This is a genomic window from Gallintestinimicrobium sp., from assembly GCF_046968865.1.
GTDB lineage: Bacteria > Bacillota > Clostridia > Lachnospirales > Lachnospiraceae > Gallintestinimicrobium > Gallintestinimicrobium propionicum.
The window spans coordinates 169,301-185,469 of the sequence record NZ_JBKVPW010000002.1 but is presented as its reverse complement, the minus strand read 5'-3'; the positions used below and the strand labels follow the sequence as shown (position 1 = coordinate 185,469).

The following is a 16,169-nucleotide window of genomic DNA, read 5'->3' as shown; positions in this document are numbered from 1 at the left end:
GTTTTCATGATTCAATCGTCGTGTTTATCATACCACCCTTTTTTTACTTTTACTATATGAATCCGGAAAATTTATAGTTTTTTCAGTTTTGCAAACGCCGCATACATAATCTTCTGACCAGCTCCGTCGAACTGGATCGTCACCTTGTAATCCCGCGGGTCGTCCACAATCTCCGTCACCGTTCCGTCACCGTATTTTAAGTGCCGCACACGGTCGCCAACACCATATTCCAGCGCTGTAGATTTTACAGAGCCTCTGGAAATTCCGTTCACGCCGTTTAAGCTGCCAAGCCCCTGCGCGATAAAAGGTTTTCTGTCCTCTGCGGTTTTTTTCGGCTTCACAACTGCCCTTGGCTTTCCATAGCCGGTAAAGCTGCCGGTCGAAAAACTTTCCCCGGAAAAGCCTGTTTTGCCTGACGCAGCGAAGCTGCCTTTAGAAGCGCTGCTCCTTGTGTCTGCATTCGACGTGCCAAAGCTGCTATTTCCAAATCCGCTGCCTCCTGTCTTGCTGCGTCCGGTGGAGCCAAAGCCGTTCCATCCGCCTGTGCTCTCGTTCTTTGAGCTGCCGCCTCCAAAGCCGGAAAAACCGGAGAAACCGGAAAATCCTGAAAAACCGCTGTAATCATCCGTCTCTTCTTTTTCAAAGGAAAACCGTTTCGATCCTCCTACCCTCTGGTCGAGCAGATTTGCGGGAATTTCCTTCACGAACCGGCTGACCGGATTATACTGCGTCTCGCCACGAATCATACGCTGCTTTGCACAGGTGATCGTAAGTTCCTCCCGCGCACGGGTGATTCCGACATATGCCAGACGGCGCTCTTCCTCGATCGCGGTCGGGTCATCGTCCATGATGCTCATATAGCTGGGGAATATGCCATCCTCCATGCCAGCCAGATAAACAACCGGAAACTCCAGTCCCTTTGCGGAATGCAGCGTCATCAGAAGCACTTTATTATTATCGGATTCCACGCCATCAATATCCGCAACCAGCGCAACCTCCTGCAAAAAGCTGCTCAGCGTCGCATCCTCGTGTGCCGCTTCAAACGCGACCACCTTGGAAATCAATTCGTTGATGTTGGCGATTCTATCTTCCGCCTCCTCGTCATCCGACTCCTGCAACTCTTTTACATAACCGGTGGATTCTACGATATCATCCAACAACTGTTTTAACGTATAATATTCCAGCTTCGCCCGAAAGGACTGGATCAGCGTCACAAACGGCTCCAGCTTCGATGCGCTTCTGCCAAGCCCGGGAATCTGATCCGCCTGCCGCAGGGCATCGTAAAAGCTCATTTCGTTTTCTTCCGCATATGCCTGCACGCGGTTTACTGTCGTTGCACCGATTCCACGCTTCGGAATATTGATAATTCTGCGCACCTGCAAGTCGTCCTGTCCGTTGTCAATCGTCTTTAAATATGCCAAAATGTCCTTAATTTCTTTTCTCGCATAGAAATTGACGCCGCCGACCACATCATAGGGAATCCCTTCTATAATAAACCGTTCCTCCAGCAGTCGCGCCTGGGCATTGGTCCGGTAAAGCACTGCACAGTCTTTATAATCTGCTGTCCGATTCCGTTTTCTTTTGCAAACATCATCTGCAATAAATTCCGCCTCTTCATATGCAGTATCCAACTGTTTAAAATGGATCAGGCTGCCTTCACCCTTATCTGTCCAGAGAATCTTCTTTTTTCGTTCCACGTTGTTTTGGATCACCTCGTTGGCAGCATCCAGAATCGTCTGGGTCGAACGGTAGTTTTGCTCCAGCTTGATGACCGCAGCTTCCGGAAAATATTTTTCATAATCCAGAATATTGTTGATGTTGGCACCCCGGAACTTGTAGATCGACTGATCGTCATCACCTACAACACAAAGATTGCGGTATTTATCCGCCAGCAAACGGATCAGCTCAAACTGCGCCGTGTTGGTATCCTGATACTCATCCACCATAATGTACAAAAAACGCTCCTGATAGTACGCAAGCACCTCTGGACTGGTTTTGAACAGCTCTACGGTTTTGACAATCAGGTCATCAAAATCGAGTGCATTGTTCTTTTTCAGAGCTGCCTGATATTCCTGATAAACGGACGCGATTTTCTGCTTGGAAAAATCTCCCATCGCGGAGAGCGCATATTCCGTCGGGGAAATCAGCTCGTCCTTTGCGGAAGAAATTGCGGACATCAGGCTCCGTTCCTTATAAACCTTCGTATCAATCTGCAGCTTTTTGCAGACCTCTTTGATGATGTTCTTGCTGTCATCCGTATCGTAAATCGTAAAATTTGTCGAATAGCCGAGGTGGTCGATGTAACGTCTCAGAATCCGCACGCAGGTGGAGTGAAACGTCGAAACCCAGATCTGTTCCGCGCCGTGCCCGATCAGATCGTCCACTCGTTCACGCATCTCCCCGGCAGCTTTATTGGTAAAGGTGATCGCCAGAATATTCCACGGCTTTACGCCTTCGTGCTCAATCAGATAGGAAATACGGTGCGTCAACACCCTGGTCTTTCCGCTTCCCGCTCCCGCCAGAATCAGCACCGGTCCCTTTGTTTTAAAAACAGCTTCCCGCTGTCTGTCATTTAAGGTATCGTAAATGCTCATAGTTCCCCACTGTTTCCTGTTTTTTTCCATCTATAAGTGTCTTTTCGATTTTAACAGATTTTAGTCTGCGATACAAGACGAAAGACGCTGTCTTTGTCCGCTTTACTTTTAGACTTTAATATGTTAAAATAGAAACATATGGACGAACGAAGTCCACTCCATTAGAAAAGTAAAGGAGTTAGTCGGATGAACAAAAAAATTAAAACGGAGGCCGTAGATCACCTGTTTGACGCGATCTTGAGCCTGCAGAACAAGGAAGAATGCTACGCATTTTTCGAAGATCTCTGCACTGTCAATGAGCTGCTTTCCCTCTCCCAGCGTTTTGAGGTTGCAGCCATGCTAAAGGAAGGCAAAACCTATCTGGATATCGCAGAAAAAACAGGCGCTTCCACTGCTACAATCAGCCGCGTCAACCGTTCCTTAAATTACGGCAACGACGGCTACGAGTTGGTTTTCTCCAGAATGGCAGAAGCTTCCGAACCCGATTCGGAACAGTAAGTCCCGCAGGTCCAAGAGGGGGTACCCTGCAACAGGATTTGGAATCGGATCCGGTGAACACCGTAATGCACACATTTTGTCTACATTACATGAGTAAAAAAGAGCGAAGGCTCCGGAAAACTTTTCCGGCGTCTCCGCTCTTTTTTTGCTGCTGTTTTCAAAACGCTCAGCGCTCCAGCGCCTTTTTTGCAAACTCTGTATTGACCAGATCTTCATATGCAACGCGGTTTGTCAGCTCGCCGCCCTCTTCCAGAATATCCTGCAGCAGAACAAATGCATCCTCCGAGAAAATCAGGTCGGTTTTCCACGTATCCTGCTCGACATAGCGTCTCACAATCGCCGTCAGCACCGCTTCGTCCGTTTCCGGGAACTGCGGCGCAATCATCTTTGCGATTTCTTCCGGCGTGCTCTGTGATACCTTTTCCATGCCGCGCTGCAGCGCATTTACAAAGGCCTGCACGGTATCCGGGTGCGCTTCCAGATAACTCTTTTTCGCAGAAAATGCCGTATAGGGCACATAACCGGACTCTTCTCCCAGCGAAGCGACAACATAGCCGTCACCTTTTTGCTCCAGGGCAGTTGCATGAGGCTCGAATTCTACTGTGAAGTCCCCCTGCCCGCCGGAAAATGCTGCTGCCGTGGAACCAAAATCGATGCTCTGGTCGATGGAAAGATCTTCGGTCGGATCAATGTTGTACTGCTTTAAAATATATTCAAATACCATTTCCGGCATGCCGCCTGCCCTGCCGCCCAGCACTTTTTTGCCCTTCAGCATATCCCACTCGAAATTCTCGATCGGTTCCCTCGCAACGAGGAAGTTTCCGGCACGCTGCGTCAGCTGTGCGAAATTGATCAGATAATCCTCGGCTCCGCCGTTTTTTGTATATATCGTTGATTCGGAGCCCATGAAACCGATATCCGCCTCTCCCGCCAACACTGCCGTAACGGTCTTATCCGCACCGAATCCTGTCACCAGCGTCAGATCAATGCCCTCTTCTCTAAAATAGCCCTCTTCTATTGCCACATACATTGGCGCATAAAATATGGAATGCGCCACCTCGTTCAACGTAACCTTCTGAAGTTTCTTTTTCTCCCCTCCATCCGATAAATCTTTCTTCTGCCCGCAACCTGCCAGCATGCCAATCGTCAACGCCGCTGTCAGCGCCAGACATATCCATCTTCTTTTTTTCATAAAATAGCTGCTTCCTCAACACATGTTTCTTTATCCTATGCGCTCCTATTGTCCCATGTGCTGTCCCTTCACAGAATGGTCTTTCTATATTGAGTTTCTTTTCTCTTGTCATCTGGTTTTGAATACTATATAATGAATTCATTAAACAATCTTCATTATCTTATGGAAAACAGGAGCATTTCATATGACACTGGAAACAGGGGATCTTTTACAAAGTATTTTGGATAGTCTGGACCGTATTGATTATATCCGTCCGGATGATATCCCAGATATCGAATTATACATGGATCAGGTGACGACTTTTATGGACAGCCGTCTGAAAAATGCTGCCCGTAATCCCGAAGTGGACAAGATCCTGACCAAAACCATGATCAACAACTACGCCAAAAACGACCTGCTGCCGCCGCCCGTCCGCAAGAAATATTCCCGCGAGCACATGCTGCTTTTGATTTTTATCTATTATTTCAAGGGCATCCTGTCAATCAGCGACATTCAGACCGTATTAAAACCGATTACCGACCGTTTCTTTGCCGGAAACGAAGGGCTGAAGCTTGAAACGATCTATAACGAGGTGTTTAGTCTCGAGCGGGAAGAAGTTGAAGTAATGAAGCAGGACGTCGTACGCAAATATCACAAAGCTCAGGAAACCTTTTCGGATGCTGCCACAGAGGATCAGGAATTTCTCCAGACCTTTTCTTTCATCTGCATGCTCAGTTTTGACGTCTATGTTAAAAAAATGTTGATTGAAAAACTGATCGACAGCTGCAGCGCAAAAGAAACAGACACCACAGAACACCGCTCCCGTCACAGTCGTTCTGATAAAAAACAATAGAATGCACGCTCTGCGAGCATTCTATGTCATGAATCACAGTAACTGCAGCGTTTGCAAACGCTGTACCGCTTCAGTTTGCAAACGGTACGTCTGCTTATAACAGCATGACTGTGAACAGCATTTTTTTCCATCTGCCACTTGATTCCTGCCTGGAAAGTGCTAAAATAAACTTTAGCAGGAAACGGAAGTATAGCTCAGCCGGGATGAGCGTTCGCCTCACACGCGAGAGGTCACGGGTTCGAGCCCCGTTGCTTCCATATCAGTGCCTTTTATGAAAGGTCTGATTTTTCTTCATAAATTATGTTTGGGCTCGTAGCTTAGCTGGGAAAGCGCTGCGTTCGCAACGCAGAGACCGTGGGTTCGAATCCCATCGGGTCCATCCAAAATAAGCCGTTAGAATGTTGATTCTGACGGCTTATTTTCTGTATACACAATAGAATGCACGCTCTGCGAGCATTCTATTGTTATAAACTGTATAAAAAAGAATCCTGCGAAGCAGGATTCTCCGCCTGCGGCGGGTCGCGCAAGCGACATTCTTCCATTCCGCTGCAGTGCGATCCGCGCGGAGCGTTTTTATTTCATAGGACGTATTTTCCTATGAAATAAATAACTTGAGCGGCTGCACCATCTTTTGGAATGGGGCAGCCGCCCAAGCGGGTTCCTATCCGAAACCTTTTCACCCGATAATTCTCTGAATATCATTGAACATCACAAACACCATCAGAACCATCAGTGCGACAAAGCCCGCGAAATGAATGACGCCTTCTTTTTCCGGTGGGATCGGTTTTCCACGAAGTACCTCCAGGAACAAAAATACCAGTCTGCCACCGTCCAGTGCGGGCAGCGGAAGCAAATTCATCACGCCCAGGCTGACTGACAGAAGCATCGCCAGATTGACCATGTTCATGAACACAAGCATCGGTCCGCCGGGTTCTGCAGCTGTTTTCACCTGATCCACGATCTGTGCCATGCCAACCGGTCCTGCCACGTCGTTCTTGGACAACTTACCCTCTACCAGGGATTTCACGCTCAGCACGGAATTTTTTATGCAAAAGCGCAGCTGGTACCAGGCATAACGGAACAGCTTTGTCCCCTTCGCCTCATCATAGGACGCATAATTCTGAAAGCCGACCAGATATTTACCTGCTTCTTCGTTATAAATCGGCGTCAGCGTCGTTTCATACTCCTGACCGTCACGCTCATATACCACTTTTACAGGCTCTCCGGTTTTATTCAATGCCATTTCCAGGGAAATTTCCCGTGCCAGATTGATTTTGCTGTTAAACCGCAGGATTTTGTCTCCCGCCTGCATTCCGGCTGCCTCCGCTGCAGAACCCTCCACTACGCTGCCAAGCACCGGCAGATCTGCACCGGCGTAACCCGCAACCATAATTGCGAAAATAAATGCCAGTAAAAAGTTAAACAACGGTCCGGCAAAAACAGTGGCAATCCGGCTCCATACCGGCGCGTTCTGGAAATTTCCGCGATCCACATCCACCGGCACATTCCGCAAAGCGCCCCGTCCGGTTTTATCCGCCGGCGTGCCTGCGGCAGATGCCTCTTCTTTCGCCGCTTCCAGTCCGTCTTCCCCTTCAAAAATGCATGCGCCGCCCAACGGGAACGCCCGCAGCACATATTCCGTTTCCCCCTTTTTAAAGCCTGCAATCTTCGGTCCCATCCCGATTGCAAATTCATTCACACGGATGCCGTTCACTTTTGCAATCAGGAAATGACCAAATTCGTGTCCCATTACGATCACGAAAAAGATCAGTAAAAAAATGATGATTGTTCCGATCAAAGTTTCATCTCCTGCCTGATTTGTTCATAGGTCTCAGCCTCTGCCTGAAGGATCTGCACCACATCAGGATTTTCTATAGTATGATGATGCTCCATCGCCATTTCCAGGATTTCCGGAATCTGCACGAAACGGATCTTTTTCTGAAGCAGAAGCTTGACAGCCATTTCATTCGCCGCATTGAAAACGGTCGGCATACTGCCGCCTTCTCTTGCCGCCCGATAGGCGAGCGCAAGTCCCGGAAACGTCTCGGTGTCCGGTGCTTCAAAGGTCAGCTGATGGATTGCAAACAGATCCATAAATGGCGCGTTCATCGGTCTTCTTTCCGGATAAACGAGGGCATACTGGATTGGCAGCTTCATATCCGGAAGCCCGAGCTGTGCAATCACCGCACCATCGTCATATTCCACTGCGGAATGCACAATGCTCTGCGGATGCACAACAACCTGAATCTGATCAAGAGATACGTCAAACAGCCACTTCGCTTCCATCACTTCCAGCCCCTTATTGACGAGGGATGCCGAATCAATTGTCACCTTTTTGCCCATCGACCAGTTCGGATGCTTCAACGCATCCTCCAGCGTCATCTGCTCTAAGTCCGCACGCTTTTTTCCGCGGAACGGACCGCCGGAGGCTGTCAGCAAGATTCTGTGGATCTGATTATCCGCTCTTCCCTGTAAAGACTGGAAAATTGCGGAATGCTCACTGTCTACCGGCAAAATCGGAACCTTTCTTTGAGCGGCCAGCGGCATGATGATATGTCCTGCTGTCACCAATGTTTCTTTATTGGCAAGCGCAATCGTCTTTCCGCTTTCAATCGCTGCGATGGTCGGACGGATACCGATCATGCCGACCACCGCCGTAACGACAACGTCGCTTTCCGGGAAAGACGCGATTTCCAGCAGTCCGTCCATCCCGCACACGATTTTGACCGGAAGATCTGAAACTCTCTGCCGAAGGTCAGCCGCCGCTTCCTCACTCCACATTCCCGCGATCTGCGGATGAAATTCCCGAATCTGTTTTTCCATCAGATCGACATTCTGCCCTGCTGCCAGCGCAACCGCCTGTAAATCCTCATTATCCCGGATAATTTCCAGGGTCTGGGTTCCGATTGACCCCGTAGAACCCAATATTGCTACTTTTTTCATATAGTTTTCCTCTCCTGTACCCGCTTATACACAATTCCGGAAAAATCCGAAACCATTTTTTTAATGAACCGCTCCGAGCAAAATGACCGAAAGGAAATAGATCACCGGTGCGGTAAATAACACACTGTCGAACCGATCCATGATCCCGCCGTGTCCCGGAATTATCTTTCCGTAATCTTTAATATCGTGATTTCGTTTGATTGCAGACGCTGAAAGATCTCCTACCTGGGAAATGACTGCACCGGCAGCACTGATCAGCGCAACCACCCAGATCATCGCATCGCTTCCGGTCTCCGGAATAAGAAACAGCCATGCGAATAATGCTCCTACCAGGGCAGAACCGACTACGCCTCCAATTGCACCCTCTATCGATTTCTTCGGGCTGAGCACAGGTGCCAGCTTATGTTTTCCAATTGCCATACCGGTCAAATAGGCACAGGTATCACAGATCCAGGAGCTGATAAAAATGAGCCACACCAGATATTTTCCCCAGCTCAGTTCCCGGGTCAGATAGATGAACGGAAACAGCACCCCCGGGTAAAATGCACAGAAAAAAACAGTCATCACCTGGTCTGCATGGTATTTGGGAAAATGGAACACATAGACGAACATCACTGCCAGAAACATCAGGACAATTGCCCCGATTCCCCAGAGAAAATTTTTGGAAAGCATCATCGCTGCGCCATACAGCACGATTCCGCAGCCTCCCATGATTTCCAGCAGCGTAAATTTGCCATCTTTTTCCACATGGCACGCCTTAATCAGCTCGTAGTAAGCCGTCAGGGAAAGCAGCAGACACACCGCTCCCAGAACAGGACCTCCACTGATCAGAAAAATCAGCGCCAGCACAACCAGCACAACGCTGCTGCCCAATCTCGTCCAGAACATTGTTACTCCTCCTTCACCAGCCCATATCTTCTGTCTCTATGATTATATGCCTCAATTGCCTTTTCCAGCTCTGCCTTTGAAAAATCGGGCCACGCCACCGGTGTAAAATAAAACTCTGTGTAGGCCAGCTGCCACAACAGGAAATTGGAAATCCGAAGCTCATTGCAGGTGCGGATCAAAAGGTCGGGCTCCGGGATTCCTGCCGTATCCAGCGCAGCACTGATCTTTTCCTCGGTGATTTTCTCCGGTTGCAGGGTTCCTGCCTGTACCTGCTCTGCCAGATTCGTCACAGCGCGGCGGATTTCATCCCTGCCGCCGTAATTGATCGCAATCTGAAAATGCAGACCGGTGTTGTCCTTTGTCGCTTCCTCCAGCTCCGCAATCCGTTTGCGGATATCATCATCGAGCCCTGTCTTATCCCCGATCACGCGCACGCACATATTGTTCTGTGTTGCACGCTTTAAGCAGCTTTTCATATAATTGCGCAGAAGCGTCATCAGCGCGGATACTTCATCCTTGGGGCGATTCCAGTTTTCAGTGGAAAACGCATATACCGTCAGATAATGGATGCCCAAATTCCATGCATCCTCGCAGATCTGTTCTACGGTCTTTGCCCCCTGCACATGTCCGTAGTTGCGCGGCATGCCCTTTGCCTTTGCCCATCTGCCGTTTCCATCCAGAATAATCGCCACATGATTCGGAATATTCATTCTTTCTTTTCTCCTATCTGAGAGAAGGGGACAAGCCCAGCCTGCCCCCTTCTCCCTCACTATTCATGACAATATAATGCTTTCAACGTGTACATTCCATTGTTCATCCTGGCAGAATGTACTTTTGTATCCGTTTTAAACGGTCATAATCTCTTTGGATTTTGCTTCTACCAGCTTGTCGATATCCTTGCCGAACTTGTCAGTCAGCTTCTGCAGCTGATCTTCCAGCTCCTTGATTTCATCCTCAGAAACGTCTTCCTTGCCCAGCTTCTTTAAAAAATCATTGCCATCACGGCGGACATTGCGGACTGCAACCTTTGCGTCCTCGCCCTTTTTCTTAACGTCCTTTACCAGCGCTTTACGGCGTTCCTCTGTTACCTCCGGGAATACCAGACGGATCACATTACCATCGTTAGATGGGGTGATGCCGATATCGGACGCCATAATTGCTTTTTCGATTGCTTTGATCAGGGATTTTTCCCAGGGTGCAATCTGGATCATGCGGGGTTCGGGAACAGTTACATTGCCCACCTGCTGCAGCGGCGTGGGAGAACCGTAGTAATCCACACGGATTTTGTCCAGTACATGCGGGTTGGCACGTCCTGCACGGATTGTCATGAAATCTGCTTCCAGATATTCACAGGTCTTTTCCATTTTTGTTTCAAACTGCTGTAATCTCTCGTCCATCTTGTTCTCCTATCCTCCTTATACCGTTACCTTGGTGCCGGTAAAATTGCCCTTTACTGTGTTGACAATGCTGTCTTTTTCATTTAAACCAAATACCCACATCGGCATCTTGTTGTCTCTCGCCAGAATCGATGCAGTCATATCCACTACCTGCAGGTTTTTCTCGATTACCTCATGAATCGATACTTCGTCATACTTCTTCGCCGCCGGATTCTTCGCCGGATCGTCGTCATATACGCCATCAATCGCCTTAGCGAGAAGAATAACGTCCGCCTCTACCTCAATAGCGCGCAGCACAACGCCGGTATCCGTAGAAAAATACGGATGTCCCGTACCGCCTGCAAAGAATACGACCATTCCTTTTTCGAAATATTTGTTCGCGCGATCCTTGGAAAACAGCTTCGTAAAGGAACCGCACTCAAACGGTGTCAAAATGTTGGTCATCATTCCAACCGAACGGAAAATCTCTGAAACGTAGATGCAGTTCATCACTGTCGCAAGCATACCGATCTGATCCGCTTTGGTGCGGTCAATGTGCTCGCTGGTACGTCCTCTCCAGAAGTTTCCTCCGCCGATCACGATGCCGACCTGAATGCCATCATCCACCAGCTGTTTTACCTGAAGCGCTACAGCCCTGACAGTATCCTCGTCAAAACCATGCTTCTTTTCTCCTGCAAGCGCTTCACCGCTCAATTTTAATAATATTCTCTGCATCTTTTCACCTTCCGTAAAACCGTAATATTGGCTCTGCATCGCTTACAAAGCCTTCTGCAGACAGTATATCATAGAATACTGAGAACGAAAAGTGAAAAATCTCTAAAACTGTAGTTGCAGTTTTCTCGCAGCTTCTGACGGGCAATCCATACAACGGCATGTATGCTCCGTGGATATTCTATTGTTATGAATAAAATGCTTTTCTTTTTTGAATTCATATGCTATAATGTATGTCATGCAGATGTAGTTCATCGGTAGAACATCAGCTTCCCAAGCTGAGGAGGCGGGTTCGATTCCCGTCATCTGCTTTTTGTATGCCCGAAACCCTGTAAACACAAGGCTTGACAGCCGTAAGGAGCTATAAGTCTTGTGGTTGGGTAAAAAACGGTGCGACCGTGAAGGTCACACCGTTTTTTTTGCGTCCAATGGCAGATTCTGCGATCATGGGTTCTTCCCAGCGTTTCGGAGCAGGCACGTCAGCCTATTGCCTACACAGTCCACTTTTGGGGACTTGGCGGTGGATTTCAAGGATACGGCGGTCAGCTAAGATCTTAAATCCGGCATTCACGAAGTAAGTTATCGTCCTGTATGTTAAATAGACCACGTCTTAAAAGGTGTGTGCGTTCTTCATGTACTCTAAATAAAGACTGAACAGCACAGCACAGACGGGAACGCTGAACAGCATCCCTAAGATGCCGAATGCTTCGCCGCCGATCCATGCGCCAAAAATCGGCACCAGCGCAGTGACAGCCACAAACGCGGAAACCGCACCGGCATACGGAATCCCAAGGACCAGCATTGTCATGAACCGCGCTTCGACGCTCTCCGCTGCTTCACAGCTCCTTTTTGCTCATAAAGTGGCGCTCCCTCCGTACTTTTTTGTAAGCAGATTTTCATGCAAGCCTGAAATCTGCTTACAAAAAAGTACGAGTGAACTGTAACGGAAATACTATTTATTGCGATTTCGTTGCAAAGCTTTTTGAAAAATAGTAACATAGACCTGTGATAAAGGAACTTTTTTTCAGAAAAAGGAGGATGGAATATTGAAAAAGAAACTTCTGGCATTCGCTCTCGCCCTCACCATGTGTCTGGGCTCCGGTATGACGGCAAACGCCGCAATGATTGTCAAAAACAATATGAGCGCACTGAATACACTGAATACAATAAACAAAAACACCTCTTCCGAGACCTCTCTGCACAAGGAAATTATGAAAAAGTACAAAATAACATATACCCCGGAAGCCCTTGAAGCTTTAAGGCAGGTTTTCAAACCCGAACGGTATGCAATAGCATATCCGGATGTTGCAAAGGCCTTTGGAAATGACTCAGAAGCGCTTTGGAACCATTTTGTTATTTTCGGTTTGAACGAAGGAAGATCTGATATTAATTCTGACTTCAATGTTTTTGCATACAGTTCCGCTTATCCGGATCTGCAAAAGGCGTTTGGCGACGATCTTCTGGCATACTATGTTCACTATGTAAATTTCGGCATCAAAGAAAACCGAAAATATACGACCATTGACGCAACGACAAAAGCCGGCTTTACAGTCAGCGGAATGAACGGACAGATCCTTGCATCCCCCAGACTGATCGTCCCTTCCAGTGTAGACAACAGCTCTGTTTCGAACATCCTGTCCTCTTTGACCTTACCATCTTCTGCCGCTCCAACCCCAGTGCCGACACCTGCACCAACACCGGAGCCGGCAACACCAGAACCGGAGGTCCCCTGCAATCATGAGTTCGACGGCAGGAAACAGATCACCGGAACAACTATGCACGGTCCCGTATGTGTCCTCTGTGGATATATCAACGAAGAACAGGCAGAAAGCTGTACCGTTGATCATTATACCGCTGATGATTCTTCCCATAAAGAAATCTGTGGTGCATGCGGCGGCGTTATAAAAGAAGAATCCCATCTGTATACCTATACAACCGAGACTGCCGAAGACGGCGTGCGGATTCACAAGGGAACCTGTTCCGTGTGTGGACATACAATGGATGGCGCATGTGTATTTGATCCGGACGGTATCTGTGAGATCTGTGGTCAATCCTGTACACATGAATACACCGTCGGGCAAAGTCTTGATGAATCCTATCATCAGCTGGTCTGTGAATTCTGCGGTCATACCGAAAAAGAAGAGCACCAAATTGGCGAATCTGCAGACAGTCAAAAATATTGCACCGCTTGCGGTTATTCCTTGAACGAATAAGTCTCAACGCCAACATCCAGAAAAGTCTTCCGTTTTTGCGGAGGACTTTTTTTGCAGCAAAAAACAAAACACCGCTTCCCCGTTTCAGAGGAGGCGGTGTTCCAAAGGAAACCACACGAATCAATTTAATTTGTTATTCGATCTAAAACTTAGCCTGTCGGCCATGCATCAAAGCTTGGGAGCTTTTTCAGACTGTAATGTTTCCTGTCTTGTTCCAACAGCCGCCGTGAATACAACTTCAACAACACCGCTGATAGAAGGAAGTGCAAAAGAAACTACATCGCCCTTAATAACAACAGGAAGCGCTACAAAGGTTCCGTCTGCTCTCTTGTACATTGCTCTGATGGTCTCATTTTCAGCAAGCTGGTATCCGCCCAGGATTTCTTTCAGGCTCTTTGCAATAGAGATAGAACCCTTGCTTGCTACCAGTTCACCCTTTGAATTCGTCAGATAAACATTTCTGCTGCACAGGTATTTTACCTTGCCTTCCCGATTCAGCAGGGAAATGTTTTTCTCACCACTCTTGTTGATGATTTTGACCTTTTTTGCAGTCAAAGCCTTTGTCAGTTCGCTGGCAGATGTTGTCGTTTCTGCTACAGTTGTAGGAGCTACAACCAGCTGAACGGAAGCCGCATCCAATGCCTGGTTTCCTTTTGCAGTTGCGAATGTTGTTCCAACTGCTACTGCACTAGTCGCGCTGGCTACACCGCTGACAGTCGACTCAGCGGTTCCAGCTGTTGCTGTTGCAACAGACTGATCAACGGTTACCTGACTAACAGGCGTATTACCTGTATTCAGAGACGGGCTGGGAGCTGCAAATGCTGTCATGCTCATAGAGCATGCGAGTACAAGTGAAAGAACAATTGCCATTTTCTTTTTCATGTCAATCATCCCCCTTTCGTAAAATTGTGTGGCTTCTGTTTTTATATTAACAGGCGGTGTCCCGTCTGCCAATACCGTTTTATCCGGCGTGCAGGTCAATCCGCCGCCTCTTCATAAAATACGTCCAGCACCAGTTCATACAGTGCTGTTTCATCGGGATAAAATTCTTCGAATTTTTCTCCCATTTTGACCGTTCCCGTCATGGAATAAAAATTGTCGTCCCCAAAGCTGTAGGACAGCGCCTGACCTGCCAGGTAAACTGCTTCATCCGCAGTCACATCCGTTACCATGTACGGTGTAATCTGTGTATACAATTGCAAAGGAAGCGTCATATCCTGCTTCATCGCTTCTTTTGCCTGAAGGATAAATTTCTTCAAATACTGCTTTTGACGCTCCAGGCGTGCTTCTGCACTCTGTTCCTGCGCCGTATCGCGATAATGAATAAACTGGTACGCCGCATCGCCCTCTAAATGCACCTCGGCTCCGGTTGTCCAGCCCTTTTCCAGTCCGTTTGCAGATTCCGGAATCACGACGTCCACACCGCCGACCGCATCGTTTAACTTCGATACAACCGACATGTTCAGTGCGCAGTAACCGTGGATCGGAAGACCATAGAACAGATTGGAAACTGCATCCAGGCTGTTTTCGCAGCTTTCTTCCAGACCGTCCCCGTAAGCGTGGGAAAGTGCAATCTGTGCAGTCTGTCTTCCGGAATATCTCCCGTTCTTATCATACACATTCATAGAAGCCATGGTATCGCGGTTGATTCCGATCACGCTGATCTTTTTCTCTCCCGGGTCGAGTACAGCCAGAAACAGTGCATCCGCCTGGCCGCCCTTAAAGAGATTGGAAGAAGCCTTTACTTCTCCATTTTTATCAATTCCTAAAAACAAAAAGGTCAGAATATCCTTTTTGTAGGTATAAACCTTTCCATGATACCGGATGCTTCCCGCCTCCAGCATCATCTCGCTTTCCGCTTCCGATTCAGCCTGCTGCATCAGCTCCGGTATCGCTTCCTGTTTTTTGGAAAGCCTGCTCTGACCGCTGTAGTTCATCCACAGCCACCCTGCCGATACAGTAATTCCAAGTAACAGAAGCACAAGTAACAAAATCAAGAAAAAAAGACCAACTTTTGAAATTGCGGAACGCTTTTTCGTCCTTTTTTTCCTGCGTTTTCTCTTTTCCTGCTCCATTACTGTTCCTCAACCAAAACTGCCTGCACCAGATACCTCTGATCCGGCTCGTCGCTCACACCGGTTTCCAGCGTAATCAGCTTGTCATCTTCCGTCACATCCATCGTATCATCGATAAAAGCATCGATCTGACGAATGGAAAAGACTTCTTCCAGATAATTGCGGAAAATAATCGGATCTGAAAAATCATATGCGGCAATCAGATGCCTGTCGTCATACGGATATGCTGCAAAAATGCGGTAGACAAGCATCTTCTCCGGCAGATAAATCCGCACTTCCCGATTTTCATCAAAAAAAGTACGATCCTGATACTCATGAAGCTTTCCAAAACGATCCAAGGTGTTATGTCCGTAAATCACGGTATTTCCATCAGAAAAATCTATATCGTTGGCTGTCTCTGTATAAATTGCCCCATCTTCCGCCTCTTCCTTTGCAGCGTTATGGGTTAGATAATATTCATCGTCTATGCTGCTCTGCAGAATTGGCTGGCTGATGCCCGTTCCAGGAATTTCCAGCCACGCATATGCATCTGCATTCAGCGCGCAGAGCTCATTCAATTTCAAAGGAATTTCTGCATCCGACTGCAGAACCGCTTCCACCTGTGCTGCATCCACTGCTGCCTCTGCTTCTTCGATAGAAGTTTCCTCTGCAGAGCTGCTCTGCGTTATTGTCTCAGCGCCTGTCGTATCCGCCGTCTCCGGATTCGAAGAGCTGCATCCGGACAGCGTTACTCCAAAAACACAGATGCCTGTCAGAATTCCTCTCAACAGCCCGTTACAGGCTGCCGGTTTTCTTTTTTTCAAATTCTCCTCACATTCTGCCGCAA

General features: G+C 47.9%; 15 protein-coding genes and 3 tRNA genes. 6 read left to right on the top strand and 12 right to left on the bottom strand.

The annotated features are described in order from the left end of the window. Window positions 1-71 precede the first annotated feature (71 nt). On the bottom strand, window positions 72-2,594 hold the full coding sequence (locus ACLTOQ_RS02665) for a UvrD-helicase domain-containing protein (protein WP_412318755.1): 2,523 nt from the start codon (window positions 2,592-2,594) through the stop codon (window positions 72-74). Window positions 2,595-2,780: 186 nt separating this feature from the next. On the opposite strand from ACLTOQ_RS02665, the gene ACLTOQ_RS02660 reads away from it, so the two are divergent. Further along, complete coding sequence (locus ACLTOQ_RS02660) at window positions 2,781-3,092, top strand: YerC/YecD family TrpR-related protein (RefSeq protein ID WP_118763568.1); 312 nt, start codon at window positions 2,781-2,783, stop codon at window positions 3,090-3,092. A 166-nt stretch (window positions 3,093-3,258) separates the two neighbouring features. On the opposite strand, the gene ACLTOQ_RS02655 is transcribed toward ACLTOQ_RS02660, so the two are convergent. Then, window positions 3,259-4,284 carry an ABC transporter substrate-binding protein gene (locus ACLTOQ_RS02655; protein WP_262585572.1) on the bottom strand — a complete coding sequence of 342 codons (1,026 nt, stop codon included), beginning with the start codon at window positions 4,282-4,284 and terminating at the stop codon, window positions 3,259-3,261. Between the two features lie 184 nt (window positions 4,285-4,468). Between ACLTOQ_RS02655 and ACLTOQ_RS02650 the strand changes: the two genes are divergently transcribed. From ACLTOQ_RS02650 to ACLTOQ_RS02640, 3 genes are all read left to right on the top strand, one after another. Next, window positions 4,469-5,116, top strand: a complete 648-nt coding sequence (locus ACLTOQ_RS02650) for a DUF1836 domain-containing protein (RefSeq protein WP_117960116.1) — start codon at window positions 4,469-4,471, stop codon at window positions 5,114-5,116. Between the two features lie 183 nt (window positions 5,117-5,299). Then, a tRNA-Val gene (locus tag ACLTOQ_RS02645) sits at window positions 5,300-5,373 on the top strand. Between the two features lie 49 nt (window positions 5,374-5,422). Continuing rightward, window positions 5,423-5,495: transfer RNA gene (locus ACLTOQ_RS02640), tRNA-Ala, on the top strand. 297 nt (window positions 5,496-5,792) lie between these two features. Here ACLTOQ_RS02640 and ACLTOQ_RS02635 read toward each other — a convergent pair. From ACLTOQ_RS02635 to pyrH, 6 genes are all read right to left on the bottom strand, one after another. Then, window positions 5,793-6,914, bottom strand: coding sequence for a M50 family metallopeptidase (locus ACLTOQ_RS02635; protein WP_262585571.1), 1,122 nt, complete (start codon window positions 6,912-6,914; stop codon window positions 5,793-5,795). After that, window positions 6,911-8,059: a 1-deoxy-D-xylulose-5-phosphate reductoisomerase gene (locus tag ACLTOQ_RS02630; protein WP_262585570.1), complete on the bottom strand. Its 1,149-nt coding sequence runs from the start codon at window positions 8,057-8,059 to the stop codon at window positions 6,911-6,913. The genes ACLTOQ_RS02635 and ACLTOQ_RS02630 overlap by 4 nt, the downstream gene beginning before the upstream one ends. A 60-nt stretch (window positions 8,060-8,119) precedes the next feature. Next, a complete protein-coding gene (locus ACLTOQ_RS02625; RefSeq protein ID WP_262585569.1) occupies window positions 8,120-8,947 on the bottom strand; it encodes a phosphatidate cytidylyltransferase in 828 nt (275 codons plus the stop codon). A gap of 2 nt (window positions 8,948-8,949) precedes the next feature. Then, window positions 8,950-9,657, bottom strand: a complete 708-nt coding sequence (locus ACLTOQ_RS02620) for an isoprenyl transferase (protein WP_337562945.1) — start codon at window positions 9,655-9,657, stop codon at window positions 8,950-8,952. 135 nt (window positions 9,658-9,792) lie between these two features. Continuing rightward, entirely contained in the window at window positions 9,793-10,344 is a 552-nt protein-coding gene (gene frr / locus ACLTOQ_RS02615) for a ribosome recycling factor (RefSeq protein WP_021914409.1), read from the bottom strand. Between the two features lie 18 nt (window positions 10,345-10,362). Further along, window positions 10,363-11,058: a UMP kinase gene (gene pyrH / locus ACLTOQ_RS02610; protein ID WP_262585568.1), complete on the bottom strand. Its 696-nt coding sequence runs from the start codon at window positions 11,056-11,058 to the stop codon at window positions 10,363-10,365. A gap of 237 nt (window positions 11,059-11,295) precedes the next feature. Here pyrH and ACLTOQ_RS02605 point away from each other — a divergent pair. After that, a tRNA-Gly gene (locus ACLTOQ_RS02605) sits at window positions 11,296-11,366 on the top strand. 299 nt (window positions 11,367-11,665) lie between these two features. Here ACLTOQ_RS02605 and ACLTOQ_RS02600 read toward each other — a convergent pair. Beyond that, window positions 11,666-11,863 carry a hypothetical protein gene (locus tag ACLTOQ_RS02600; RefSeq protein WP_337427316.1) on the bottom strand — a complete coding sequence of 66 codons (198 nt, stop codon included), beginning with the start codon at window positions 11,861-11,863 and terminating at the stop codon, window positions 11,666-11,668. Between the two features lie 238 nt (window positions 11,864-12,101). Here ACLTOQ_RS02600 and ACLTOQ_RS02595 point away from each other — a divergent pair, with 238 nt between their 5' ends. Next, window positions 12,102-13,268, top strand: a complete 1,167-nt coding sequence (locus ACLTOQ_RS02595) for a hypothetical protein (RefSeq protein WP_412318655.1) — start codon at window positions 12,102-12,104, stop codon at window positions 13,266-13,268. A gap of 168 nt (window positions 13,269-13,436) precedes the next feature. Here the strand turns inward: ACLTOQ_RS02595 and ACLTOQ_RS02590 are convergent, their stop codons facing one another. From ACLTOQ_RS02590 to ACLTOQ_RS02580, 3 genes are all read right to left on the bottom strand, one after another. Then, window positions 13,437-14,150 (bottom strand): hypothetical protein, encoded by a 714-nt coding sequence (locus tag ACLTOQ_RS02590; RefSeq protein ID WP_262585562.1) that lies wholly within the window; start codon window positions 14,148-14,150, stop codon window positions 13,437-13,439. A gap of 95 nt (window positions 14,151-14,245) precedes the next feature. After that, window positions 14,246-15,205, bottom strand: a complete 960-nt coding sequence (locus ACLTOQ_RS02585) for an LCP family protein (protein ID WP_412318653.1) — start codon at window positions 15,203-15,205, stop codon at window positions 14,246-14,248. Between the two features lie 137 nt (window positions 15,206-15,342). Beyond that, window positions 15,343-16,146 carry a class B sortase gene (locus ACLTOQ_RS02580; protein WP_412318651.1) on the bottom strand — a complete coding sequence of 268 codons (804 nt, stop codon included), beginning with the start codon at window positions 16,144-16,146 and terminating at the stop codon, window positions 15,343-15,345. Between the last annotated feature and the right edge of the window lie 23 nt (window positions 16,147-16,169).